25 protein-coding genes and 1 tRNA gene are annotated in these 22,727 nt (G+C 74.7%); 17 read left to right on the top strand and 9 right to left on the bottom strand.

Features of this window, described 5'->3' with window-relative positions; genetic code table 11:
- Positions 1 to 23 precede the first annotated feature (23 nt).
- The 3 genes from SH587_RS15580 to SH587_RS15570 all read left to right on the top strand — a co-directional run bounded on the left by SH587_RS15580 (position 24) and on the right by SH587_RS15570 (position 2,856).
- Positions 24 to 746, top strand: a complete 723-nt coding sequence (locus SH587_RS15580) for a hypothetical protein (protein WP_320671555.1) — start codon at positions 24 to 26, stop codon at positions 744 to 746.
- 416 nt (positions 747 to 1,162) lie between these two features.
- Positions 1,163 to 1,696 (top strand): DUF4365 domain-containing protein, encoded by a 534-nt coding sequence (locus tag SH587_RS15575; RefSeq protein WP_320671554.1) that lies wholly within the window; start codon positions 1,163 to 1,165, stop codon positions 1,694 to 1,696.
- Positions 1,693 to 2,856 (top strand): hypothetical protein, encoded by a 1,164-nt coding sequence (locus SH587_RS15570; protein WP_320671553.1) that lies wholly within the window; start codon positions 1,693 to 1,695, stop codon positions 2,854 to 2,856. The genes SH587_RS15575 and SH587_RS15570 overlap by 4 nt, the downstream gene beginning before the upstream one ends.
- Before the next feature lie 47 nt (positions 2,857 to 2,903).
- On the opposite strand, the gene SH587_RS15565 is transcribed toward SH587_RS15570, so the two are convergent.
- From SH587_RS15565 to SH587_RS15555, 3 genes are all read right to left on the bottom strand, one after another.
- On the bottom strand, positions 2,904 to 3,113 hold the full coding sequence (locus SH587_RS15565; protein WP_320671552.1) for a hypothetical protein: 210 nt from the start codon (positions 3,111 to 3,113) through the stop codon (positions 2,904 to 2,906).
- Positions 3,114 to 3,125: 12 nt separating this feature from the next.
- Complete coding sequence (locus tag SH587_RS15560; RefSeq protein ID WP_320671551.1) at positions 3,126 to 3,395, bottom strand: hypothetical protein; 270 nt, start codon at positions 3,393 to 3,395, stop codon at positions 3,126 to 3,128.
- Between the two features lie 442 nt (positions 3,396 to 3,837).
- Positions 3,838 to 3,911 (bottom strand) — tRNA-Met (locus tag SH587_RS15555).
- Positions 3,912 to 3,977: 66 nt separating this feature from the next.
- Here SH587_RS15555 and SH587_RS15550 point away from each other — a divergent pair.
- Positions 3,978 to 4,580 (top strand): GNAT family N-acetyltransferase, encoded by a 603-nt coding sequence (locus tag SH587_RS15550; protein WP_320671550.1) that lies wholly within the window; start codon positions 3,978 to 3,980, stop codon positions 4,578 to 4,580.
- Positions 4,581 to 4,612: 32 nt separating this feature from the next.
- On the opposite strand, the gene SH587_RS15545 is transcribed toward SH587_RS15550, so the two are convergent.
- Entirely contained in the window at positions 4,613 to 5,386 is a 774-nt protein-coding gene (locus SH587_RS15545; RefSeq protein WP_320671549.1) for an endo alpha-1,4 polygalactosaminidase, read from the bottom strand.
- 78 nt (positions 5,387 to 5,464) lie between these two features.
- Here SH587_RS15545 and SH587_RS15540 point away from each other — a divergent pair, with 78 nt between their 5' ends.
- The 3 genes from SH587_RS15540 (at position 5,465) to SH587_RS15530 (ending at position 7,715) form a co-directional block, all read left to right on the top strand.
- Positions 5,465 to 6,886 carry a glycoside hydrolase family 5 protein gene (locus tag SH587_RS15540; protein WP_320671548.1) on the top strand — a complete coding sequence of 474 codons (1,422 nt, stop codon included), beginning with the start codon at positions 5,465 to 5,467 and terminating at the stop codon, positions 6,884 to 6,886.
- Between the two features lie 233 nt (positions 6,887 to 7,119).
- Entirely contained in the window at positions 7,120 to 7,419 is a 300-nt protein-coding gene (locus SH587_RS15535; RefSeq protein WP_320671547.1) for a hypothetical protein, read from the top strand.
- A gap of 8 nt (positions 7,420 to 7,427) precedes the next feature.
- Complete coding sequence (locus tag SH587_RS15530) at positions 7,428 to 7,715, top strand: DUF4031 domain-containing protein (protein WP_320671546.1); 288 nt, start codon at positions 7,428 to 7,430, stop codon at positions 7,713 to 7,715.
- Here SH587_RS15530 and SH587_RS15525 read toward each other — a convergent pair.
- Both SH587_RS15525 and SH587_RS15520 read right to left on the bottom strand, forming a co-directional pair.
- A complete protein-coding gene (locus SH587_RS15525) occupies positions 7,705 to 8,217 on the bottom strand; it encodes a hypothetical protein (protein ID WP_320671545.1) in 513 nt (170 codons plus the stop codon). The two genes, SH587_RS15530 and SH587_RS15525, sit on opposite strands and share 11 nt — an antisense overlap.
- A gap of 98 nt (positions 8,218 to 8,315) precedes the next feature.
- Positions 8,316 to 8,696 carry a tautomerase family protein gene (locus tag SH587_RS15520; protein ID WP_320671544.1) on the bottom strand — a complete coding sequence of 127 codons (381 nt, stop codon included), beginning with the start codon at positions 8,694 to 8,696 and terminating at the stop codon, positions 8,316 to 8,318.
- Between the two features lie 71 nt (positions 8,697 to 8,767).
- Between SH587_RS15520 and SH587_RS15515 the strand changes: the two genes are divergently transcribed.
- From SH587_RS15515 to SH587_RS15505, 3 genes are all read left to right on the top strand, one after another.
- Positions 8,768 to 9,472, top strand: a complete 705-nt coding sequence (locus tag SH587_RS15515) for a Crp/Fnr family transcriptional regulator (RefSeq protein ID WP_320671543.1) — start codon at positions 8,768 to 8,770, stop codon at positions 9,470 to 9,472.
- A gap of 95 nt (positions 9,473 to 9,567) precedes the next feature.
- Positions 9,568 to 11,253, top strand: coding sequence for a virginiamycin B lyase family protein (locus SH587_RS15510; protein WP_320671542.1), 1,686 nt, complete (start codon positions 9,568 to 9,570; stop codon positions 11,251 to 11,253).
- Between the two features lie 4 nt (positions 11,254 to 11,257).
- Positions 11,258 to 13,003: a CHASE2 domain-containing protein gene (locus SH587_RS15505; RefSeq protein WP_320671541.1), complete on the top strand. Its 1,746-nt coding sequence runs from the start codon at positions 11,258 to 11,260 to the stop codon at positions 13,001 to 13,003.
- A gap of 3 nt (positions 13,004 to 13,006) precedes the next feature.
- Here SH587_RS15505 and SH587_RS15500 read toward each other — a convergent pair whose 3' ends face one another.
- A complete protein-coding gene (locus tag SH587_RS15500) occupies positions 13,007 to 14,182 on the bottom strand; it encodes an MFS transporter (protein ID WP_320671540.1) in 1,176 nt (391 codons plus the stop codon).
- Positions 14,183 to 14,279: 97 nt separating this feature from the next.
- On the opposite strand from SH587_RS15500, the gene SH587_RS15495 reads away from it, so the two are divergent.
- The 7 genes from SH587_RS15495 (at position 14,280) to SH587_RS15465 (ending at position 21,215) form a co-directional block, all read left to right on the top strand.
- On the top strand, positions 14,280 to 15,215 hold the full coding sequence (locus SH587_RS15495) for a LysR family transcriptional regulator (protein WP_320671539.1): 936 nt from the start codon (positions 14,280 to 14,282) through the stop codon (positions 15,213 to 15,215).
- A gap of 100 nt (positions 15,216 to 15,315) precedes the next feature.
- A complete protein-coding gene (locus SH587_RS15490) occupies positions 15,316 to 16,653 on the top strand; it encodes a D-arabinono-1,4-lactone oxidase (RefSeq protein WP_320671538.1) in 1,338 nt (445 codons plus the stop codon).
- Positions 16,650 to 17,861, top strand: coding sequence for an alanine racemase (locus SH587_RS15485; RefSeq protein ID WP_320671537.1), 1,212 nt, complete (start codon positions 16,650 to 16,652; stop codon positions 17,859 to 17,861). The genes SH587_RS15490 and SH587_RS15485 overlap by 4 nt, the downstream gene beginning before the upstream one ends.
- Positions 17,848 to 18,030, top strand: coding sequence for a hypothetical protein (locus SH587_RS15480; RefSeq protein WP_320671536.1), 183 nt, complete (start codon positions 17,848 to 17,850; stop codon positions 18,028 to 18,030). Before SH587_RS15485 ends, SH587_RS15480 begins: the two co-directional genes overlap by 14 nt.
- 47 nt (positions 18,031 to 18,077) lie before the next feature.
- Positions 18,078 to 18,620 carry a ribonuclease H family protein gene (locus SH587_RS15475; RefSeq protein WP_320671535.1) on the top strand — a complete coding sequence of 181 codons (543 nt, stop codon included), beginning with the start codon at positions 18,078 to 18,080 and terminating at the stop codon, positions 18,618 to 18,620.
- A gap of 111 nt (positions 18,621 to 18,731) precedes the next feature.
- Positions 18,732 to 20,426 carry a vWA domain-containing protein gene (locus SH587_RS15470; protein WP_320671534.1) on the top strand — a complete coding sequence of 565 codons (1,695 nt, stop codon included), beginning with the start codon at positions 18,732 to 18,734 and terminating at the stop codon, positions 20,424 to 20,426.
- A complete protein-coding gene (locus SH587_RS15465) occupies positions 20,427 to 21,215 on the top strand; it encodes a hypothetical protein (RefSeq protein ID WP_320671533.1) in 789 nt (262 codons plus the stop codon).
- Between the two features lie 4 nt (positions 21,216 to 21,219).
- Here SH587_RS15465 and SH587_RS15460 read toward each other — a convergent pair whose 3' ends face one another.
- Entirely contained in the window at positions 21,220 to 21,372 is a 153-nt protein-coding gene (locus tag SH587_RS15460; RefSeq protein WP_320671532.1) for a hypothetical protein, read from the bottom strand.
- Between the two features lie 51 nt (positions 21,373 to 21,423).
- A complete protein-coding gene (gene efeB / locus SH587_RS15455) occupies positions 21,424 to 22,725 on the bottom strand; it encodes an iron uptake transporter deferrochelatase/peroxidase subunit (protein ID WP_320671531.1) in 1,302 nt (433 codons plus the stop codon).
- Between the last annotated feature and the right edge of the window lie 2 nt (positions 22,726 to 22,727).

Below are 22,727 nucleotides of genomic sequence, written 5' to 3'. Positions count from 1 at the left end.
CACACCACCACAGGAGCATCACGATGCAACGCATTGCTGAGGCGTTCCGGCGCAACCGCCTGCTCGCCCTCGTCACCGCCCTCGGCCTGGTCCTGGCCCTCGGCGGCACCGCGACCGCGGCCAAGCTGATCACCGGCGGCCAGATCAAGGACGGCTCGATCACGGGCAAGGACGTCCGCAACAGCTCGATCACCGGAGCGGACGTCAAGAGCCGCTCGCTCAGCGCGTCGGACCTGAGCCTCGCCGCCCGCAAGTCGCTGCGCGGCCAGACCGGTCCCGCGGGTCCGGCCGGTCCGGCGGGCGGTCCCAAGGGCGATCCCGGTCCGGCGGGTCCGGCCGGTCCGGCGGGTCCCCAGGGCCCGGTCGGTCCGCAGGGGCCGTCGGGCAGCAGCGGCGCGCTCACCAACGCGGTCGCCGACCACGTGGTCCAGGGCGCCGGCACGCGGGTCGTCCAGACCCTCAGCCTGCCCGCGGGCCGCTACGTCCTCAACGCGAAGCTGACGGCCAGCTCGGCCGGGACGGCGGCGACCAGCTGCACCCTGCGCAAGGTCGTGGGCCTGCTGACGATCGACTCGACCGCCTTCGACCCCGCCGAGGCGAGCCAGGAGATCCCGGTCGCGATGCAGGGCGTGGTCGACCTGACCGGCGGCGCCTCCGACATCACGGTCCTCTGCTTCGAGGTCGGCGGCGACCTGACGATCAGCAACGCCAAGCTGACCGCGACCAAGGTCGACGCGCTCGGCTGATCGGCGGCCGCAGACGCAGCCAAGGCGAACGGCCCCGGAGTTCCGGGGCCGTTCGTGATGGCGGACCGGGTGTGGCTTCCTGGCTGGGCCCGGTCGTGGCTGATGACAGCGGGGCTTCTCCGGCGCGCTGACGCGTGCGCAGCGGCGTTGGAGCGTCGTCATGGACCCGAGTGCCTGCGCGGAAGCGGAGGAGAAGCGGGCGACGAAGATCGCCGCCGGGCTGCCGGTCGAGGCTGTGGCGGCGATCCCGCGGTCGGTGGTGCGTTGCCTGGGGTGGTGCCGTGGCTGGTCGACCACGGCGGGGTGCGTGGGGGCGCTGCGGGCCGTGTGGTCCGGACGGGGCTTGCCCCTCGTGGGATACAACGACGTCTGTATGATCTCGCGACCTGCCGCGCGCCCAGCGGCGGGGCCGCCAAGTGCCAGTACCGATCGGCCCACGCCTTCCGGAGAGTTGGAGCAAGGAAGCGCTATCGCGCGCCTATGTCGCGAGCCTTGCCGCCGCCGCGGGAGTGAGCTTCGTCATTCCGCCGGACCTCAACTCGATCGACGTTCTGCTCACCGAGCAGGACGACGGGTTCGGGCCACCGGGACAGTTGTCGTTGCAGCTCAAGTGCACGTCGGGGCCGCTGAAGGAGTCTCCGGACGAGCCCGGCATGTGGCGCTTCAAGCTCAAGGCGAAGAACTACGCCGACCTCTGCCGGACCCCGACGTTTCCGCGCCGCCTGCTTGTGGTCGTCGCGTGCCCCGTCAACATGGACGACTGGGTGATCCACGCCTTCCCGCACGCCCTGGTCATGCAGACCCAGGCGTGGTGGGTCTGCCTAGAGGGCCTACCGCCCCTTCCCGAGGGCCAGAAGCACAAGACGATCTCGATCCCGCAGAATCAGCGGTTCGACACGTCCGCCGTTGTTGCGAACATACGTTCGACAAAGTGGACTCCCGCGCCATGACCACCGTCGACCCCCAAGACCTCGCGGCCTATCTCCACGCGACAGGGTGGCGTCGCGTGGCAACAGCGGACGTTGGTACGCACTGGCGGTTTGACGAAGGCGGCTCCAGCCGCAACGTCGCGGTCCCGTCACGCGTGCTGGATCGCGACAGTCAGGCTGCGACGATTTGGGCGACGCTCGGCGTCCTCGAGCAGATCGAGAAGCGGCCCGCCGCCTCGATCGCTGCTTCCCTGCTCGATGCCGCGCGAGACGTGGTGCGGATTCGCCTGGTCGCACCCGAATTGCAGAATGGTGAGATCCCGGTCCGGGTGGCCCCGGATCTCGCGCTCGGGTCGCGGGACGCACTTGCATTCGCCGCGCGGGCGGAAGTCCGGACTAGCCCGGTCTATCCCTCCGGCACGCTCCCCTCGCTCGTTGACTCGTTTCTAGATCACGCCAAGGTGGGCGCCACCGAGCCCGGCAGCGTCGTTCTGACTGTCCGCGCAGACATCGACGAGGCAGGCCCGGAAGGACAACTGAGCTTTCTGCCCGAAGCCGACCGCAGCCCCAAGTCGATCCCCTTCGAGCGCCGCGCATTGAGACGCCTCGTGGAGGCGGTCGGCGCTGCCAAGTCCGCTGTCCAGCGCGGACTTCCAGAGGCGGCCCTACAAGAGACCGCCTACGACGATGAGATCGACAAGGGACTTTCGGCCAACCTTTGTGACGCGCTCATGCGACTGTCGGGACCGAGCCTGGAAGTCGGGGCGGACATCGAACTGTCAGTCCGGTGGGCCCTGTCGATTCCGGCCAACGAGCCTTCCTCCAAGGTGCGCATAGCCTCAAACGAGGTGCGTGCGCTCAAGGGGGTGGCCGAGGTGCTACGCAAGATCCAGCCACTCCGCAATCGGATCGTCACGGGGCAGGTCCGCGAAGTCGCTCACGCGCCAGAGGCGCCTACCGGGTCCGCGGAGATGACGGCCGAAATGGAGGGCAGGGCGTTGAGGGTGAAGGTCCGCCTCGCGGGCGAGGACATCCCGATCGCCAAGGAGGCCCACCTGCGGAACGAGACCCACGAGTTGCGGGTCAGGGGGACCCTTGAGAAGCGCGGCAGACTGTGGGAGATCGAGCAGCCAAAAGATCTGGCGGTCGTGCCCATCTCTTCATCCCGGGCCACAGACTGAGTGACCCGCCGCCCCGGAAGCCCCGCCCTCTGGCGGGCTTCGCCGTTCTAGGCGGCCGTCAGGTCCTGCGGCTGGAACGAGACGATCATTCCTCGCGCATCGTCGAACTCCACCTTGACCCATACCTCGTCATAGCCGGCGAGCACGGGCGCACTCCGCTGGTCGACATAGAGGTCGGGCTCTCGATGAACTTCAACCTTGACGACCGTTCCAACTCGGCCGTACGCATCGCGCGCCCGATCTCCGACGCTGAACATCGTCTGCGCCTCCTAGACCTGGGGTAGTAGATGATCCGGCGCGAGCCAGAGCGGGTCTTGCGCCTGAGACCGCCAACCGCCGCGCGGATCGCCGCCGCCCGTCGTTTCCTTGAGCTTGACCGCCGGCTGGTCGAGCACTTTGCCGTGCTCCCGAACCCACGCCTCCGCTTCGTCGCGGCGCTCCTCCGGGACGCGCTGCGGGTGAATGGTCTTGTAGCCGTCCAACTGGTGCGGACCTGGGGGAATGGCAGCGAGGACTTCAGGGATAGTCGGAGTGCCCATCAGGCGACCATAACCGAGAATATTCCCAGACGGTGGGCTGGCGGCCATCGACATGTAGGCGGCCCGCAGGTCGCCACGGCTCGCCTGGCCGGTCTTGAGGCGGCGGGCGACGTCGGCCAGCTCGCGGATCCGGCCGGCCAGCGTCGATTCGTGAGCTCGTCCGCCGTCGTGGACGTCGCGGATCCGGTCGGTCCTCAGCAGCGCCGCCTACTCTCGAACCGTGCGGACGCGGGCGCGGAGATCACGGCTGAAGCCGCGGTACCGGACGCCCCCGTCCATTCCGGGAGCCGGCGCCGGGAGGCCGCGTCACGCGCAGGACGTCCGCCTGCCCACGGCAGTTCCGTCGGCGGAGTTGCTCTGCGTTGCACCTAAGCGACAACGCGCCAGACCACCCGCCCGCGGAAGAACGCAAAAGGCCCCGCATCTACGGGGCCTTTCGTGATGCCGGAGGAGGGACTCGAACCCCCGACACGCGGATTATGATTCCGCTGCTCTAACCGACTGAGCTACTCCGGCGGGGGCGCCGAGTGTAGCGGTCGGGCGCGGTGGAGGGCGGCTCGCGCGGCCCGCTACCGTCCAGCCATGGCCGGATCGTCGAGCGTCGCCCGCGTCGTGCCGGCCACGGAGCTCGATCGGGCGGCGATCGTGGGCACGTTGTCGCTGGCGTTCGCCGACGATCCGGTGCTCAACTGGGTCTTTCCGCGGGTCGCGGCGCGGGAGCGGTGCGCGCCGCACTTCTTCTCCTTCCTCGCCGACCGGCTGCTGCCCGACGGGGAGAGCTGGACCACCGAGGGCGGCGCCGCCCTCTGGGCCTCCCCCGGCCACTGGCGCGAGACCCCGCGCCAGCTGCTCGGGCTGGGCCGGGCCACCGCTGGCGGCGCCTGGCCGCACTGGATCCGCATCGCCCGCGGGCTCGGGGGCCTCGAAGCCCGCCACCCGCGCGAGCCGCACATGTACCTGGCCGCGATCGGCGTCCGGGCCGACCGCCGCGGTCGTGGGCTCGGCTCGGCGCTGCTCGCCCCCGCCCTCGCCCGCTGCGACGAGCGCGGCCTGCCCGCCTACCTCGAGAGCTCCAACCCGCTCAACGTCTCGCTCTACGAGCGCCACGGCTTCGTCGCCACGGAGCGGCGCACGCTCCCCCACGGCCCGCCGGTGACGCTGATGTGGCGTCCGGCCTCGGGCTGACCACCACCCAGCGCAGCGGCCATCCTCCCCGCTCACGGGCACCAGTGCCGCACGCCCGTCGGCGACAGCGCGCGGTCGCGCAGGACCACCGTGATCGTCCCGCCGTAGCCGCGGCAGGCCCGCTCGAAGTCGCTCCGGCGGTACTCGATCGCCAGCACCCGTCCCCCGTAGCGCCGCACGTAGCGACCGCACTCGTCGTAGCGCGCGCACTCCTCGGCGACCGCGAAGTCGAAGCCGAGCGCCGGCCCGTCGATCTCGGGCGCGTTCTTCTGGCCCGCCGCCAGCCCGGCCCGGTGGGCGGCGCGGACCAGCAGCCGGGCGTAGGCGAGCGCCTGACCGCGGCGCAGCAACTCACCGCTGCGGGTGAACGAGTCGAGGTTGTCGAACTCGACCGCCGCGTAGCCGGCCCGCGCGCAACCACGGACCCACCGTCCCACGATCGTCGCCAGCGCCCGCCGTCGCGCCGGCGTCCGCAGATCCAGCAGCCACTCGCCCCACGCCCGATCGACCACCGGCCGCCCGTCGCGCCGCAGCACCAGCGACCGGTGCCGCCGCCAGAACGCCCGCTCGTCGGGCTGGGTCTGGAAGCCGTTGACGTAGCAGACCGAATAGCGCCCGGCCGCCGGCGGCGCACGACGGTCGCGGACCACGATCCCGACCTGCTCGGGGACGTCGCGCACCCCACCGAGCTGGTAGTCGACGGCGGTCCCGGTCGGCAGCGGCCGGACCGGCGCGGCGGCGCCAGAGGCGGGCGTCACCGCCAGCAGCAGCAGCCCCAGGACCATCGTTCGCCACCCGGAACGCATCGCCCGAAGCTATCGCGCGGACGCCGCCGCGCCCGCTTCATCGACGCTTCATCCAACGCCTGGGAGGCTGATCCCACCATGAGCCCACGCCGACTGCTCTCCCTGCTGCTGGCCGCCCTCGCGGCGGTCCTGCTGGCCTCCGGACCCGCCTCCGCGGCGGCCCCGTCGCTGGCCGTCTCCGGCAACCGGCTGGTCGACTCCACCAGCGGCAGCGCGTTCGTGCCGCGCGGCGTCAACTGGCCCAGCTTCGAGTACGCCTGCTACTACGGCTACGGCTACAGCAACGAGGCCGGTGCCGAGAGCGTCGGCCCGACCGACCAGCAGGCACGGCTGATCGCCAGCTGGCACGCCAACGTCGTGCGGGTGCCGCTGAACCAGGACTGCTGGCTGGGCGACGACGGCCGACCGGCGGGCGGGCTCGACGCCGCCGGCTACCGCGACGCGGTCGCCGCCTGGGTCGACAAGCTGCACGTGGCCGGGCTGGCGGTGATCCTCGACCTCCACTGGAGCGGTCCCGACGGCGTCCCGGCCGAGGGCCAGCGGATGCTCGCCGACGACCGCTCACCGGCCTTCTGGAGCTCGGTCGCCGCCCGCTTCCGCGACGACCGGGCCGTGATCTTCGACGCCTTCAACGAGCCCTACTCCCGGACCTACGACGACGGCGGACCGACCTTCGCCCTCGACTGGACCTGCTGGCGCGACGGTGGCTGCCCGGCCCCGCGCCAGAACGACGAGAGCGGACCCTTCGACGGCCAGACCTTCACCGTGGTCGGGATGCGGGCGCTGGTCCAGGCGATCCGCGACGCCGGCGCGAAGCAGCCGATCATGCTCGGCGGGCTCGACTACGCCAACGACCTGCGCGGCTGGTTGGACGCCCGCCCCGACGACGACCAGCTGGTGGCCAGCTTCCACAACTACGCCGCCCAGCGCTGCTCGACCGCCGCCTGCTGGGACGCCGAGATCGCCCCGGTCGCGGCCCAGGTCCCCGTCGTCACCGGCGAGTTCGGCGAGACCGACTGCCGCGAGACCCACGACCGCCGCTACATGGCGTGGGCCGACGCCCGCGGGATCGGCTACCTGGCCTGGCAGTGGGTGGTGCTGGCCCCGAACGAGCGCCCGACCCCGGCCTGCTCGGGCCTGGCCCTGATCGACGACATCCACGGCACGCCCGCCTCGCCCAACGGGACCGCGCTCAAGGAGCACCTGGCGCAGGTGGCCAGCGGCGACCGGCGGGCCCCGCGGCCGACCCGGCTGCGGCTGAGCCGGACCGGCAGGGCCCTGGTGCTGCGCCTGACCCTCGACGAGCCGGCCAGCGTCCGCGCGACCGTCCGCCGCAGCGGCCGCCGCGCCACCGTCGTCACCAAGCGGCTCGGCCGCGGCAGCCGCGCGCTGACGCTGGTCCGGCGCCCGGCGCGCGGCCGCTACCGGGTCTCGGTCACCGCCACCGACGCGGCCGGCAACCGCTCGCCGGCCCGCAGCGTCTCGGCGACGGTCCGCTAGGACGGGCGTTCGCGGCCCCGGCATCGATCGTTCGTCCACCCGCTCTCACGCTCGCGGCCTCCGCGGCCGATCACAGGAGCACACCCCAAACCCCCTGCCGGTCGACACCCCATCGAACGACCGTCGATCGGCAGAACCCAAGCACCCCAACGAGCGCCCCGTTCAGTCCCCCTGACGGGGCGTTCGTCGTTCTGCGGTCGGCCGCGGCCGGCCACCTGCCACGATCAGCGGTGATGATCCAGGCCGAACCGATCAACGCGCGCTTCGTCGGCGGACCGCTCGACGGCGAGACGCACCTGCTGGCCCACCGGCTGCCCTACGTGCAGATGCCGGGCCCCGACGAGCGGTTCTTCGCCCGCCTGCACGTCGAGCGCCCCGAGGACGCGCCCGATCACCTGCTCTACGCGGTCGCCGGCGCCGACGACGGGGAGACCCTCGTCTACCAGTGCCTGGCCGACGTCCCCGCCGGCACCCTGCCGGTCGCCGGCACGCTCGCCGACGCTCCCGGCGACGACGGAGCCCCCGCCGCCTGACGCGCCCGATGGCCGTCTACGTCGACCCCGCGATCTGGCCCTGGCGCGACCGCCTCTGGTGCCACCTGCGGGCCGACGAGGCCGACGAGCTGCACGCCTTCGCGGCCAAGCTCGGGCTGCCGCGGGCCTGGCTGCAGACCCGGCCCGGGCGTCCCTGGAAGGACCACTACGACCTGCCCGAGTCGCTGCGCTTCCAGGCGGTCGCGCTGGGGGCGGTCGAGATCGACGTCGCCGGTGCCGCGCGGCTGACCCAGCGCCTGAAGGCGCGCCACGCGGCCGCCGCCGCTACGGAATGAGGTCGAGCCGCCAGCGGCCGTCGATCCGGGCGAAGGCCATCTGCCGCTGCCCGGGGGTCGCCGCCCCGCGGTTCGTCGCCCGCGCGCGGTCGCCGGTGACGGTCACGTCGGCCAGGTCGACCTCGAGCGGCGGCAGCGGTCCGGCGTCGGCGATCAGCTTCCTCAGCACCGTGCCGCAGTCGCCGGCGCCCCGCTCGCCGCCGACGCGCCGCTCGACCCGCCGGTGCGCGGCCGGGGTCAGCAGCGCGCAGAAGTCGTCCCAGTCCTGGCGCCGGTAGGCGTCGGCCGCCGCCGCGGCCGCCTGCCTGATCGCCCGCTGGTCGTCCTCGCCGGCCGGCGTCGCGGGCGTCGTCGCCTCGGTGGTGGTCGTCGCCGTCGTGGTGGTGGCGGCGGCCGTCGCGCCGGTCGAGGTCCCCTCGCTCCCGTCGGAGTCGTCGAACCCGCAGCCCGGGGCGGCGAGCGCGAGCAGCAGCAGGGGCAGGGCGGCGGCGGACCTCTTCATCGTCCCGGCAACCTAGGCCGGGCCGCCGCGGCCGACAGCGGGGCACCCGCCCGAAGATCACCCCAACCTTGCGCGCCGGCGTCCCCAGCCGGCCGCGCTCACCAGCGCTCGACCCGCCCGCGGGCCAGCGTCTGGCCGCTGCGGATCGGGATCGCCGTCACGACGACGTTCTCGCGGGTGACCTCGGTCCGGCGGCCGAGCCCGTCGGCGACGGCCAGCAGCAGCCGCTCGATCCGCTCCTGCGGGTGGGCGTCCGGCACCAGCACGTCGACCAGGATCGGGTGCTCCTCGTCCGACTGGGCCGCGCCGGCGGTGCCGCCGACCGCGTAGTGCCCGGCCGCCAGCCAGGTCCAGGTGACCGAGACCCGCTCGACCGCGATCCCGGTCGCCGCCGCGACGTCCTCGCAGAGCCCCTCGACGACGGAGCGCACGTCGGTGGGGTCGTGGGTCGGCAGCGCGCGGACGTGCAGGATCGGCATGGCGTCTTGACGCTACCCCCTTCGGGGGCGGCACGGTCGCCGGCCGCCGCCGCGGCCGGTACGCTCGCGCCGTGGCCGGTCCGACGGGTACGGCGAGCGGTGCCTCCCCCGCGTCCGGCGGGACGTTCCTCGACGCCCTCGGCGACGAGGCCCACCGCGAGCTGCGGCGGCGCGCGGTCGTCCGCCGCTTCGCCCGCGGCGCCGCGATCGCCCACGCCGGCCAGCTCGGCGACCGGGTCCTGGTGCTGCTCGCCGGCCACGTGAAGCTGACCCGCGTGACCGCCGAGGGCCGCGACGTGCTGCTGGCCGTCCGCGGGCCCGGCGACCTGGTCGGCGAGCAGTCGGCGATCGACGGCGGCGTCCGCTCGGCCTCGATCGTGGCGCTCGACGCGGTCGAGGCGCTGGCGATCGCCCCCGACGACTTCCTGGCCTACGTCACCAGCGTGCCCGAGGCCGCGCTCTACGTGCTGCGCAACCTCAACGAGCGGCTGCGCGACGCCGACCGCAAACGGGTCGAGCACGCCGCCCACGACGTCGTCGGCCGGCTCTCGGCCCGGATCGTTGAGCTGTGCGAGCGGTTCGGCGACGACGCCCCCGACGGCGTCCGGATCGAGCTGCCGCTGACCCAGGAGGATCTGGCCGGCTGGGTCGGCGCCTCGCGCGAGGCGACCAGCCGCGCGCTCCACCAGATGCGCGAACTGGGCTGGGTGACGACCGCCCGCCGCTCGATCGTCTGCCACGACCTGGCGGCCCTCCGCCGCCGGGCCGAGGGCTGACGAACCGCGGGTCGGCGTGCGTGACCTGGATTACACTGCGGCCGTGACCGACGGCGCGGCGGGGTCCCGGGGCGCGCCCGATCATTCGCCTGGCCATGCCATCGATCCCCCACCGCTCACGCCCTGCGGCGCGGATCGCGCTCGCCGCCCTCGTCGCGGCGCTGCTCGGCGCCGGCCTGCCCGCGGCCGCCGACGCCGCGGCGGTCCGCGAGTTCAGCGCCCCGGCGGCGCCTCGCGGGATCACCGCCGGCCCCGACGGCAACCTCTGGTTCACCGAGCCGGCGGCCGGCCGGATCGGGCGGATCACCCCCGAGGGCGCGGCGGTCGACTTCCCCGCCGGCGGCTCGTCGCAGAGCGGTCCGGCCCCGAGCCAGCCGTCCCGGATCGTCACCGGGCCGGACGGCGAGCTGTGGTTCAGCGACGCGCTCGGCGGGCTCGGCAACGCCCGCACCGACGGCAGCGTCTCGCGGCTCTCGCTGGTCTCGGGCGGGGCGACCGAGGGGATCGCCAGCGGCCCGGACGGACGGATCTGGTACACGAAGCCGGGCGCCAACCTGGTCGGCCGGATCGACACCAACTTCGAGGGCAACGTCGAGTTCCCGCTCGACGGCGACCGCCGGCCGGGCGACCTGGTCGCCGGCCCCGACGGCGCGCTCTGGTTCGTCGAGCCGGCCAGCAACTCGATCGGCCGGATCACCACCGCCGGCCAGGTCAGCCACTACCCGATCCCGACCGCGAACGCCGACCCGCGCGCGATCACCGTCGGCCCCGACGGCCAGCTGTGGTTCACGGAGCGGGCGGCCCGCAAGATCGCCCGGATCGCCGGCGACGGCCAGATCACCGAGCTGCCGCTGCCGGGCACCACCACCCAGCCGGGCGAGATCGTCGCCGGGCCCGACGGGGCGCTCTGGTTCACCGAGCTGGCCGCCGGCCGCAACTCGATCGGGCGGATGACGGTCCAGGGCGCCGCGTCGCGCTACCCGCTGCCGGGCAGCGGGATCTCACCCGACATCACCCGCCGTCCGGACGGGACGCTCTGGTACACCCGCGGTGCCGCCGCGATCGGCCGCGTGACCCCGCTGCCGGCGCCGCCGGCCGGCGCCCAGGTCTCGCTCGAGCCGATGGAGCAGACCACTGTCCGGGTCAAGCCGCCGAGCGCCCGCTCGTGGTCGACGCTGCCGGCCGACGGCGCCAACCTGCCGGTCGGAACCGAGATCGACACCCGTCAGAGCCACGTGCGCGTGACCGCCGCGATCGGCACCGGCAGCCCGCTGACGAAGACCGCCGACTTCCACGACGGCCGCTTCAAGGTCGTCCAGCCGGCGACCGCCGACGCGCCCGTCGACCTGGTGCTGACCGGCCAGCTGGCCAACTGCACGCCCAAGCGCCGCGCCAGCCGCCGCGCGACCGGACGCACCGCCGGCGGCGGCTTCGCGCTGCCGGAGCGGCTGGCCGGCGCGCTGCGGCCGGTCGCCGCCGAGGCCACGGCCGGCGTGCGGATCGCCGCCACCCGCCCCGCCGCGGTCCCGCGGGCGGCCGCCAAGAAGCCGCCGAAGCGCAAGGGCCGGCGGCTGTGGGGCAACGGCAAGGGCAAGTTCCGGACCCGCGGCAAGCGGGCGGCGGCCAGCGTTCGCGGGACCAACTGGCTGGTCGAGGACACCTGCGGCAAGTCGACCCTGGTCCGCGTCCGCGAGGGCACGGTCGAGGTCCGCGACTTCGAGCGCAACCGGACCGTGATCGTGGGCGCCGGGCAGCGCTACGTCGCGAAGATCCGACGGTAGCGCGGTGCGGACCCGCCGATCACGGCTGCTGGTGCTGCTGGCCGTGGTGGCGACCGCGGTCGGGCTCGCCGTCGCCGCGTCGGCCACCGGCGTGCTCGACCAGGCCGAGCGCGCGACGGTCGACGCCCGCTACCGGCTGCGCGGCGAGGACGCGGGACGGGTCGGGCCGGTCCCGATCGCGCTGGTGCTGATCGACGACCGCACGCTCCAGGAGCTGGGGACCTTCCCCTTCCGGCGCCGCTACCACGCCGACGCGATCCGCCAGCTGACCCGCGCCGGCGCCCGCGCGATCGCCTACGACGTCCAGTTCACCGAGCCGTCCGAGCACCCCCGCGACGACGAGGCGCTGGTGCGGGCGGTCGAGCGGGCCCCGCGGATCGTGCTCGCCACCACCGAGGTCGCCGAGGACGGCGGCACCGCGGTGCTCGGCGGCGGCGACCTGCTGCGCGAGATCGGCGCGGTCGCCGGCAACACCACCGTCGGCCGCGACGCCGACGGGGTCCTGCGGCGGATGGACCTGGCCTACGACGGCCTGCGCGGCTTCGCGGTCGCCGTCGCCGAGCGGGTCACCGGGCGGCCGCTCGACCGCGCCGGCTTCCGTCACGGCCGCGCCTGGGTCGACTACCTGGGCGGCGACGACGTCCTCCCCCGCTACTCGCTCTCGCAGGTGGCCGCGGGACGGGTGCCGGCCCGCGCCTTCCGCGGCCGGATCGTCGTGGTCGGCGCCGCCGCGCCCTCGCTCGGCGACATCCACGCGACGCCGGTCGACGACGTGATGGCCGGCCCCGAGTACCAGGCCAACGCGATCGCCACCGCCCTCCGCGGGGCACCGCTGCGCGACGGGCCCGACGGCAGCGGGCTGCTGCTGACCGTGCTCGCCGCGCTGGTCGCGCCGCTGGTGGCCCTGCGGCGCGGGCCACTGGCGACCTTCCTCGCCGCCGTCGCCGCCGGCGCGCTGCTGGCCGGCGCCGCCCAGCTGCTGTTCGCCGCCGGCGACCGGATCGTGCCGGTGGCCGCGCCGGCGACCGCGCTGGTGCTGGCGACGCTGATGGCGCTGGCCGCGGCCGCCGCCTTCGCCGCCGTCGAACGCGAGCGGACGCGCGCGATCTTCGGCCGCTTCGTCGCCGCCGACGTGGTCGACGAGGTGCTGGCGCGGGCCGACGACGACCTGCGGCTGGGCGGCCGGCGGGTCGACGCGACGATCCTCTTCTGCGACCTGCGCGGCTCGACGGCGCTGCTGGAGGGGATCGATCCGGAGCGCGGGATCGCGATCCTCAACCGCTTCCTCGGGGCGATGAGCGACGCGGTCGACGCCCACGGCGGCACCCACGTCGGCTTCCGCGGCGACGGGCTGATGGCCGTCTTCGGCGCCCCGCTCGACCAGCCCGACCACGCCGATCGGGCGCTCGCCGCCGGCCGCGAGATGGCCGGTCCCGCGCTCCGCCGCTGCCTCGACGAGCTGCGCGAGGCCGGCCTGCCGCACGAGCTGACGATGGGGGTCGGGATCGCGTCCGGCGAGGTGATGGCCGGCAACGTCGGCTCGGCCCGCCGGATGGAGTACACGGCGATCGGCGACGCGGCCAACCTGGCCGCGCGGCTGGAGGGGATGACCAAGGACCGGCCGCAGGCGGTGCTGCTGGCCGGTGCCACGGTCGAGCGGCTGCGCGAGCGCCCGGCCGACCTGACCGCGGTCGGCGAGGTGCCCGTCCGCGGCCGCCGGCAGCCGGTCGACCTGTGGGCGATCGGCTGACGGCTAGGCGAACGCGGCCCGCACGCCGCGCAGCAACGGCAGCGCCGCCGCCGCGGCCAGCGCCATCACCAGGAAGGCGGCGAAGCGGTGGTCGAGCAGCCCGCCGACGATCCCCGCCACCAGCAGCCCGCCGACGTTGCCGGTCAGCCACAGGATCGCCACCGCGCTGCCCGCCGCGTCGCCGGTCCGCCGCTCGACCAGCTCGAAGGCGACCGGCAGCGCGCACGAGAGCAGCGCCCCGACCGTCACCACGGCGATCGCGTCGACCGCGGTCGCTCGCACCAGCCCGAGCAGCAGGCAGCCGAGCACCGCGGCGACCACGACCACGCCCAGCAGCCGCGCCTCGCGCCGGCGGCGGGCGACCAGCGGCGGCAGCACGGCGGTGGTGACGATCCCCACCAGCAGCATCCCGACCAGCATCGCCCCGGCCGTGTCGTCGCTGACGCCGGCCGGCTCCAGCAGCGACTGGAGCCAGGTGGTGAGCGCGATGAAGACCCCGAAGCCGGCCAGCATCAGGCCCGCCAGCCGCCGCACGACGCCGTCGCGCCAGAGCGTCCGCAGCTCGGCCACGCTGACCGTCGTCACCGCCGCGTCGCGCAGCGGCCGCCGCAGCGCGGCCAGCAGCCCGATCGCCGCCACCGTCGCCCCGACCGCCTCGACCACCAGCAGCGTCGACAGGTCGCCGTCGCCGGCCAGCAGCGGTCCCAGCAGCAACCCGAGCAGCTGGCCGACGACCATCCCGGCGGCGCCGACGGCGATCCCGGTCGGGCGCTCGGCCGCGTTCAGGGTCGAGGTCGCGAGCTTGGCGATCGCGTTGTTGACGAACGGCTGCGCGACCCCCGCCGCGACCGCCCCGGCCATCGCCCAGGCGTAGCCGTCGCCGCCGAGCCGGATCAGCGCCCCGGCCGCGGTCAGGATCGCGCCGGCGGCCAGCGCCGGCCGGAACCAGCGGTCGATCGCCAGCCCGGCGGGCAGCGCCAGCAGCACGTAGAGCAGCGGGAAGACGTTCGCCAGCCAGCCGACCGCGTTCTCCGAGACGCCGTAGTGGGCCGCAGTGTCGCTGGTGATCGGCGCGAAGGCCAGCCAGACGGCCTGGTTGGCGCCGGCGAGGGCCGCGAACGCGGCGACCGGCAGCCACCGCGAGCGACCGACCGGGATCTGGGTACCGCTGCTCGACACGACGCTCCTCCGCTGGTGGTCGATCGACGAGCACCGTAGGGACGGCGGGCGCGGTTGTGAAACACCGCTTTCGGCCCGGATCTACACTGCTGATGTTGTGGACCTGTCCACCCGTCAGCTGCGGTCGTTCGTGGTCCTCGCCGAGGAGCTGCACTTCACCCGCGCGGCGGCCCGGCTCTACGTCGCCCAGCAGGCCCTCAGCCGCCAGATCCGCGACCTCGAGTCGCGGCTCGGGGTCAAGCTGCTCGACCGCACGACCCGCCGGGTGGCGCTGACCCCGGCCGGCGAGGCGTTCCTCGAGGCGGCCCGCGACGCGCTCGCCACCCTCGACGCCGGTGTCACCCGCGCCGGCCGGATCGGCCGCGGCGAGATCGGCACCCTCAAGCTCGGCTTCCAGCCGGGGGCGGCGCTCGAGCTGACCGCGCCGATCCTCGACGGCTTCCGCGCCCGCCACCCCGACGTCGCCGTCGAGCTGCGCGAGTTCCTGTGGGACGACCCGTCGGCCGGCGTCGTCTCCGGCTGGGCCGACGTCTCGCTGACCCGGCCGCCGTTCGCCGGCGACGGGGTCGCCTTCCTGCCGCTGGTCCGCGAACCGGTGGTGGCGGCGATGAACCGCGGCCACCGGCTGGCCGGCCGCAGCCGGATCCGGATCGCCGACCTGCTGGAGGAGCCGATGGTCGTCGGCCGCTCGGCCGACGCCGTCTGGACCGCCCACTGGACCCTGGCCGACCACCGCGGCGGGCGCCCGGCGCCGATCGCGATGCTGACCACGTCGCACACCGAGGAGCTGGACGTGGTCGCCGCCGGCGTCGGGGTGATGGTGACCCCGGCCGCGGCCGGCCGCTTCACGCCCCATCCGGCGATCGCCTACGTGCCGATCGAAGACCATCCGCCGGCCGTCCTCAGCGCCGCCTGGCGCCGCGACGACCGCGGCCCGCTGGTCGACGCCTTCCTGACCGTGGTCGCCGACGTGCTCGACCAGCAGGCCGGGCTGGTGGCGCTGATGGAGCAGGGCCGGGCCCCGGCCGCCTGATCCAGCACCCAGAGGTTGTGGATCGCCGCGCGATCGGGTGTTTCACAACCCGGCCGCAACCACCTACCGTGCCGAGGGGGAGCAGCGAGAGGAGCAGGCGATGGCGTTGGACGGCGGGACCTTCACCAACTGGGCCGGGATCGAGCAGTGCCGGCCGGCGCGGATCGTCCGAGCGCGGACCGTGGCCGAGGTCCAGCAGGCGGTCCGCGGAGCGGCCGCCGACGGGCTGCCGGTGAAGGCGGTCGGCAGCGGCCACTCGTTCACCTCGATCGCGATGACGCCCGGGGTGCTGGTCGACATCTCGGGCCTCGACCGGGTGCTCGACGTCGACCGCGAGCAGGGCCTGGTGCGGGTCGAGGCCGGGATCTCGATCCACGCCCTCGCCAACGCCCTGGCCGGCTACGGGCTGGCGTTCGAGAACCTCGGCGACATCGACCGCCAGTCGATCGCCGGCGCGATCGCCACCGGCACCCACGGCACCGGCGCCACGCTCGGCAACATCTCCTCGCAGGTGGTCGCGGCCGAGCTGGTCGACGGCCGTGGCGAGCTGGTCGGGCTCGACGGCGAGGGCGATCCCGACGGGCTGCGGGCGGCCCGCGTCTCGCTCGGGGCGCTCGGGATCGTGGTCGCGGTCACGCTCCGCTGCGTGCCGGCCTACGTGCTGCGCGGCGTCGACACCACCGCTCCGCTCGACGAGGTGCTGGCCAGCGTCGACCAGCGGCTGGCCGAGCACCGCCATTTCGAGTGCTACGCCTTCCCCCACGCCCCGCTGGCCCTGACCCGCACCAACGACGTGGTCGACGAGCCGGCGAACCCGCCCGGGGCGGTCGAGCGCTGGCTGCGGCAGGGGCTGCTGGAGACCTACACGCTGAAGGCCTTCTGCAGCGCCGGCAAGACCTTCCCGCGGGCGATCCCGCGGCTCAACCGGACGGTCACGCGGCTGGCGGGCACGAGCGTCCGCACCGACCGCTCGGACCGGATCTTCTCCAGCCCCCGCGACGTCCGCTTCGTCGAGATGGAGTACGCGCTGCCGCGGGCCGCGACGGTCCCGGCGCTGCGCGAGATCCTGGCCACGATCGACCGCGAGCGCTTCGCGGTCAACTTCCCGATCGAGATGCGGTTCGTGGCCGGCGACGACGCGCTGCTCTCCCCCGCCCACGGCCGCGACACCGGCTACCTGGCGGTCCACATGTACCGCGGGATGGCCTGGGAGCCGTACTTCCGCGCGGTCGAGGCGATCGCCGACGCCCACGGCGGCCGGCCGCACTGGGGCAAGCGCCACTTCCAGACCGCGGCGACGCTGGCGCCGCGCTACCCCGACTTCGCGCGCTTCGCCGCCGTCCGCGCCCGCTTCGACCCCGAGGGGCGGTTCGCCAACGCCTACACCGACCAGGTGCTCGGCCCCGTCGGGGCACCGTCGGCGGCGGTCGCCCGATGAGCGGCGGCGCCGGCCAGCACGCGCGGCTGGAGCGGGCGACCGAGGGGCTGGACGCGCCGTTCGCCTGCGTCGACCTGGACGCCTTCGACGCCAACCGGGCGGACATGGCGCGGCGGGCCGGCGGGACCCCGATCCGGGTCGCCAGCAAGTCGATCCGCTGCCGGGCGCTGGTCGCACGGGCGCTCGCCGACCCGGCCTACCGCGGCGTCCTGGCGCTGACCCTGCCCGAGGCGCTGTGGCTGGCCGAGCACGGCTACGACGACGTGGTGGTCGCCTACCCGACGGTCGACCGCGGGGCGCTGCGGCGGCTGGTGGCGCTGGCCGCGCCGACCGCCGACCCGCCGACGCGGCTGGCGGTGATGGTCGACGCGGTCGAGCACCTGGACCGGCTGCTGGAGGCCGGGGCCGGGCCCGAGCGGCCGGTCGACGTCTGCCTGGAGCTCGACGCCGGGCTCTGGCTCGGCGGTGGCCGGGTGCGGCTGGGCGCCAAGCGCTCGCCGCTGCACGAGCCGGCGCAGCTGGCGGCGCTGGCGGCCGAGGTCGTCGCCCGGCCGGGGCTGCGGGTGGCCGGGGTGATGGGCTACGAGGCCCAGATCGCCGGCGTCGGCGACCGTCCCGGCAACCCGCTGATGGGCCGTGCGATCGGGGCGATGCAGCGGGTCTCGCGGATCGAGCTGGCGCGGCGGCGGGCGCGGGCGATCGCGGCGGTCGAGCGGGTGACCGGGCCGCTCGGCTTCGTCAACGCGGGCGGCACCGGCAGCCTCGAGTCCTCGGCCGGCGAGGCGGCGGTGACCGAGGTCGCGGCCGGCTCCGGCCTGCTCGCGCCGGCGCTCTTCGACACCTACTCGCGCTTCACGCCGACCCCGGCGGCCTTCTTCGCGCTGCCGATCGTGCGCCGGCCGGGAGCGGGCGTGGCGACCGCGCTCGGCGGCGGCTACGTGGCGTCGGGCGCGGTCGGGCCGGACCGGCTGCCGCGCCCCACCTACCCCGAGGGCCTGCGGCTGGACGGCCAGGAGGGCGCGGGCGAGGCCCAGACCCCCCTGCTCGGCGAGGCCGCCGACCGGCTGGCGATCGGCGACCGGGTCTGGTTCCGCCACACCAAGGCCGGCGAGCTGTGCGAGCGCTTCACCCGCCTCTACCTGGTCGCGGGCGACGAGATCGTCGACGAGGTCCCGACCTACCGCGGCGAGGGCTATGCGTTCCTCTGACACGATCACCGTCCGCGCGATCCTCCAGGCCGTCCTGCTCGAGGACCGTGCGACGGTGGCGCTCGGGTCGCGGATCCGCGAGCGGTTCGCCGGCATCGCCGCCGACGACGTCGCGTTCCCGCGCTCGACCGACCGGCCGCGTGCGATCGACCCCTGGACCGCCGCCTGAGCGCCACGCCGGGAGCCGACCCCGCCCCGGCGTATCCTCCCCCGCCGATGCCTGCGCCGCGCCGTCCCTACCGCCCCCGCCGTCCGAAGCAGAAGCTGGCCGACGACGTCGTCGAGCAGCAGCCGGGCGAGTACCTGGTCTGGACCGACGGGGCCTGCAAGGGCAACCCCGGCCCCGGCGGCTGGGCGGCGATCGTGGTGCCCCCGGCCGAGAGCGGCGAGCCGCCGGTCGAGCTGTCGGGCGGCGACCCGGCGACGACCAACAACCGGATGGAGTACACCGCGGTGCTCGAGGGCCTGCGGGCGATCCCGGCGGGCAGCAGCGTGGCGATCGTGACCGACTCGCAGCTGGTGAAGAACTCGATGACCCAGTGGCTCGCCGGCTGGAAGCGCAAGGGCTGGAAGACGGCCTCCGGCGACCCGGTCAAGAACCAGGACCTCGTCACCGCCCTCGACGCGGCGATCGGCGAGCACGGCGCCGTCCGCTGGCTCTGGGTCCGTGGCCACGAGACCGGCGACGAGCACGCCCACAAGGCCTTCAACGACCGCGCCGACCAGCTGGCAGTCGCCGCCGCCGCGGCCGTCGCCTAGCCGGCCGCGGCCCCGGGCGGGCCGACCGCGGCCGTTCCGCGGCCCCGCCCAGTAGATTGCGCCCGGTCCCGCCGGCATCCCGCCGGCACCCCGAGGGAGGATGCCGAGCCGATGAAGAAGGGCCAGCTGCTGATCGTCGCGATCGCCGTGATCGCCGTCGCCGCGATCGCGATCCTGGCCTCCGGCGGCTCGAAGGGCGGCGGCACGGGCGACCGCGGCGACGGCCCCTCCGCGCCGCCGGCCGGCGCGATCACGATCGACTTCGCCTACTCGCCGGAGAAGGCGGCCCTGATCGAGCCGCTGATCCGCCGCTTCAACGGTAGCGACACCCGCGCCGACGGCCGCCCGGTCTTCGTCCGCGGCCGCAGCGTGGCGTCCGGCGACGCCCAGGAGAAGATCGCCCGCGGCCGCCTGCAGCCGGTGGTCTGGTCGCCCGCCAGCTCGCTCTGGGGCCGGCTGCTGAACTTCACCGCCGACCGCCCCTACGTGGCCGACGAGAACCCGTCGCTGGTCCGCACCCCGCTGGTGATCGCGATGTGGGAGCCGATGGCGCGGGCGCTCGGCTGGCCGAAGAAGCAGCTGGCCTGGGCCGACGTGCTGAAGCTGGCCCGGGCCAAGCAGGGCTGGGCCTCGATCGGCCGGCCCGAGTTCGGGCGCTTCAAGCTCGTCCACACCAACCCCGACTTCTCGACCGCCGGCCTCTCCTCGGTGGTCGCCGAGTACTACGCCGCGACCGGCAAGAAGGAGGGCCTGCGGGTCGAGGACGTCGACGGCAAGGCCCGCTCCGCCGTCCGCGCGATCGAGCAGTCGATCGTCCACTACGGCGACACCACGCTCTTCATCGCCGACCACCTGCGCCGCGAGGGCCCGGCCTACGCCTCGGCCGTCGCGCTCGAGGAGGCGACGCTGGTCGACTTCAACCGCCACCGCGGCCGCCAGCCGAAGCTGGTCGCGCTGTACCCGAAGGAAGGCACCTTCTACAGCGACAACCCCTTCATCGTGCTCGACGCGCCGTGGGTCGACGACCGCGAGCGGGCCGCCGCCCGCGCCTTCCAGCGCTACCTGGCCCAGCACCTGGACGCCGCGACCGCGGCCCGCGGCGGCTTCCGCCCGGCCGCCCCCGACCAGCAGCCGGTGGCGCCGATCACGGCCGAGAACGGCGTCGACCCGGCCCAGCCGAAGCGGGTCCTGGCGCTGCCCGAGCCGCGCGTGCTCGACCTGCTCCGCCGCAGCTGGCGCGAGGACCGCAAGCCGGCCAACATCGCGCTGGTCGTCGACACCTCCGGCTCGATGGGCGAGGAGGGCCGGATGGAGAGCGCCAAGGACGGCCTGAAGGTCTTCCTGAAGCAGGTCTCGCCGCGCGACCGGATCGGGCTGGTGACCTTCTCCGACACGATCGACGAGCCGGTCCCGCTGGCCGAGTTCAAGCGCAACGGCGCCCGCCTGCGGCAGGTGATAGAGGGCCTGGTGCCGGACGGCGGCACCGCGGTCTACGACGTCACCGCCGAGGCCTTCGCCGGCGTCCGGCGGGTGGCCGGCGGCGACGACCGGATCAACGCCGTGGTGCTGCTGACCGACGGCGACGACACCGACAGCCGCCGCAGCGCCGACCAGGTGGTCCGCGAGCTGTCGGGCCAGGGCGACTCGGCCACCCAGGTGCGGGTCTTCACGATCGCCTACTCGGCCGGGGCGACCGGGGCCAAGCAGGCGCTGCAGCAGTTCGCCCAGGCCGCCGGCGGCCGCGCCTACTCCGGCGACACGGACGACATCGAATCGGTCTACCGCAGCATCTCCAGCTTCTTCTAGATGGCCACCCGCAAGCCCTACAGCCGCCAGGAGTACGCCGTCGCGCTGGCCGTCAACGCCGCCGCGACGCCCTTCAACGTGGCGATCCTGGTCGGGGTCACCGCCGCCGGGGTCGTGGTCGGCGGCCCGGTCGTGGTCGTGCTGCTGGTGGCGATCGTGCTCTACCTGGTGGCCGCCGGCCGGACCTTCCTCGATCCCGAGGTCGCCGACCGGGTGATCGCCGGCGTCCGCGCCGACCGCCGCCGCGACGCCGAGCGCGGCCGCCGGCGGCTCGACCCCGCGACGCTCTCGCCCGAGGTCGCCGGGCCGCTGCTGCACGCCCGCGAGCGCGAGGCCCGGATCCGGGCCGCGATCGACCGCGCCGAGCTGCCCTACGCCGAGGTCTCCGACGAGGTCGACCGCTTCCTCGACGAGCTGGACAGCAGCGCCCGCCGCGCCCAGCTGCTGCACGAGGTGCTGGTCGACGACCCGCCGGCGGCGATCCGGCGGCGGTTGGCGCAGGTCAGCGGCGATCCCGCCAAGCGCGAGCTGGCCGACGCGCTCGGCCAGCAGCTGGCCGTCGGCGAGCGCTGCGAGCAGCAGCTCGGGCGCTACTACGACGAGACCGAGCGGCTGCTGGTCGAGCTCGACACGATCCGGGCCAACCTGGTCTCCGTCTCGGCCTCGACCGACGCCTCGCAGCAGCGCCGGATCGGCAGCGACGTCCGCCACCTGCGCGAGGAGGTCTCTGTCCTCGCCGAGGGGATGCGGACCGCCTACGACGGCGATCCGCCGGCCCCCGACGCCTGAGCGGTCAGACGCGCGGCGTTGCGCGCATCGCGTTGAGCACGACGTAGACCAGCAGCACCAGGGCGATCACGCCGACGATGCCGCCGCCGACCGCCACCTTGGCCAGGAACAGCACCAGGGCGACGACGATGAGCAGGACGAGCAAGCCGTAGAGCATGCCCCTCCTCTACCCGTTCGCGCCGCCGCCAACCGCCGCCGGCGGCCGCGCTCAGATCGGGCGCAGCAGGCCCTCGGCGATCGTCCCGCCGGGCCGGACCCCGCCAGCGACCGCGAAGACGGCGCTGCCGACGTGCTTGATGTACTCGTTGAGCGCGTCCTCGATCCCCAGCCGCCGCTGGAGCGCCACGAACTGGGCGTGCGGATCGCGCTGGTAGGCGATGAAGAAGAGCCCGGCGTCGAGCTGGCCGGTCCGCGGCTCGATCCCGTCGGTGAACGAGTAGCCGCGGCGCAGCAGCGCGATCCCGCCGTTCTCCTCCGGGGCCGCCAGCCGGATGTGGGCGTCGGCGCCGATCAGCGGCAGGCCGTCGCCGCCGCGGGCCTTCAGGTCGACCGGGTCGAACTCGTCGCGGCTGCCGATCGGGGCGCCGCTGACCTTGCGGCGGCCGATCACGGCCTCCTGGTCGCCGATCCGGTCGCGGTCCCACGACTCGATCAGGATCCGGATCCGGCGCGTCACCACGTAGCTGCCGCCGTGCATCCAGGCCTGCGGCTCGTCCTTGCCGACCCAGACGTGCTGGGCCATCCGCTCGGTCTCCTCGGCGCGGATGTTGTTCGTGCCGTCCTTGAACCCCATCAGGTTGCGGGGCGTGGCCTGGGCGCGGCTGGTGGTCGAGGTGCGTCCGAAGCCGAGCTGGGTCCAGCGCAGGACCAGCACGCCGCGGGCGATCCGGTTGAGGTTGCGGATCGCGTGGAAGGCGACCTGCGGGTCGTTGCTGCAGGCCTGGACGCAGACGTCGCCGCCGCTGCGGGCGGGATCCAGCTGGTCGCCGGGCAGCGGCCCGAGCGGCCGCAGGTGCTTCGGCCGCCGGGACCGCAGGCCCAGCCGGTCCTCGCCGTCGCGCTCGAAGAAGCCGGGCCCGAAGCCGAAGGTCAGCGTCAGCTGGGCGGCGGGCAGGCCCTCGGCCTCGCCGGTGTCGTCCGGCGGCTCCATCTCGGGCCCGGCGAGGGTCCCGATCGGCTTGCCCTGGGTCAGCTTGACCGCCGCGTCGGTCCAGGCCCGGAAGACCTCGCGGACCTGGCCGAGGTCGTCGGTCAGCAGGTCGAACGACCCGAAGACCAGCCGGTCCTGGGCCGGCGTGGCGATCCCGGCCTGGTGAGCGCCGTGGAACGGCACCACCCCGCCGACCCGCTCGACGTGGTCGTCGCGGCCCCGGTCCGCCCCCAGCGCGTAGCCGCCGCCGGCCGCGGCGACGCCGAGGCCGACGGCGCCCCCGGCGCCGCCGATCAGCCCCCGCCGCGTCAGCGTGCGGCGGCGGGAGGACGAGGAGGACGGATCGGACCCGGACGACACGC

It is taken from the genome of Patulibacter defluvii (assembly GCF_034096925.1).
Taxonomy (GTDB): domain Bacteria; phylum Actinomycetota; class Thermoleophilia; order Solirubrobacterales; family Solirubrobacteraceae; genus Patulibacter; species Patulibacter defluvii.
Note: the sequence above shows the minus strand (reverse complement) of the source record. Positions and strands in the feature narration are given on the sequence as shown.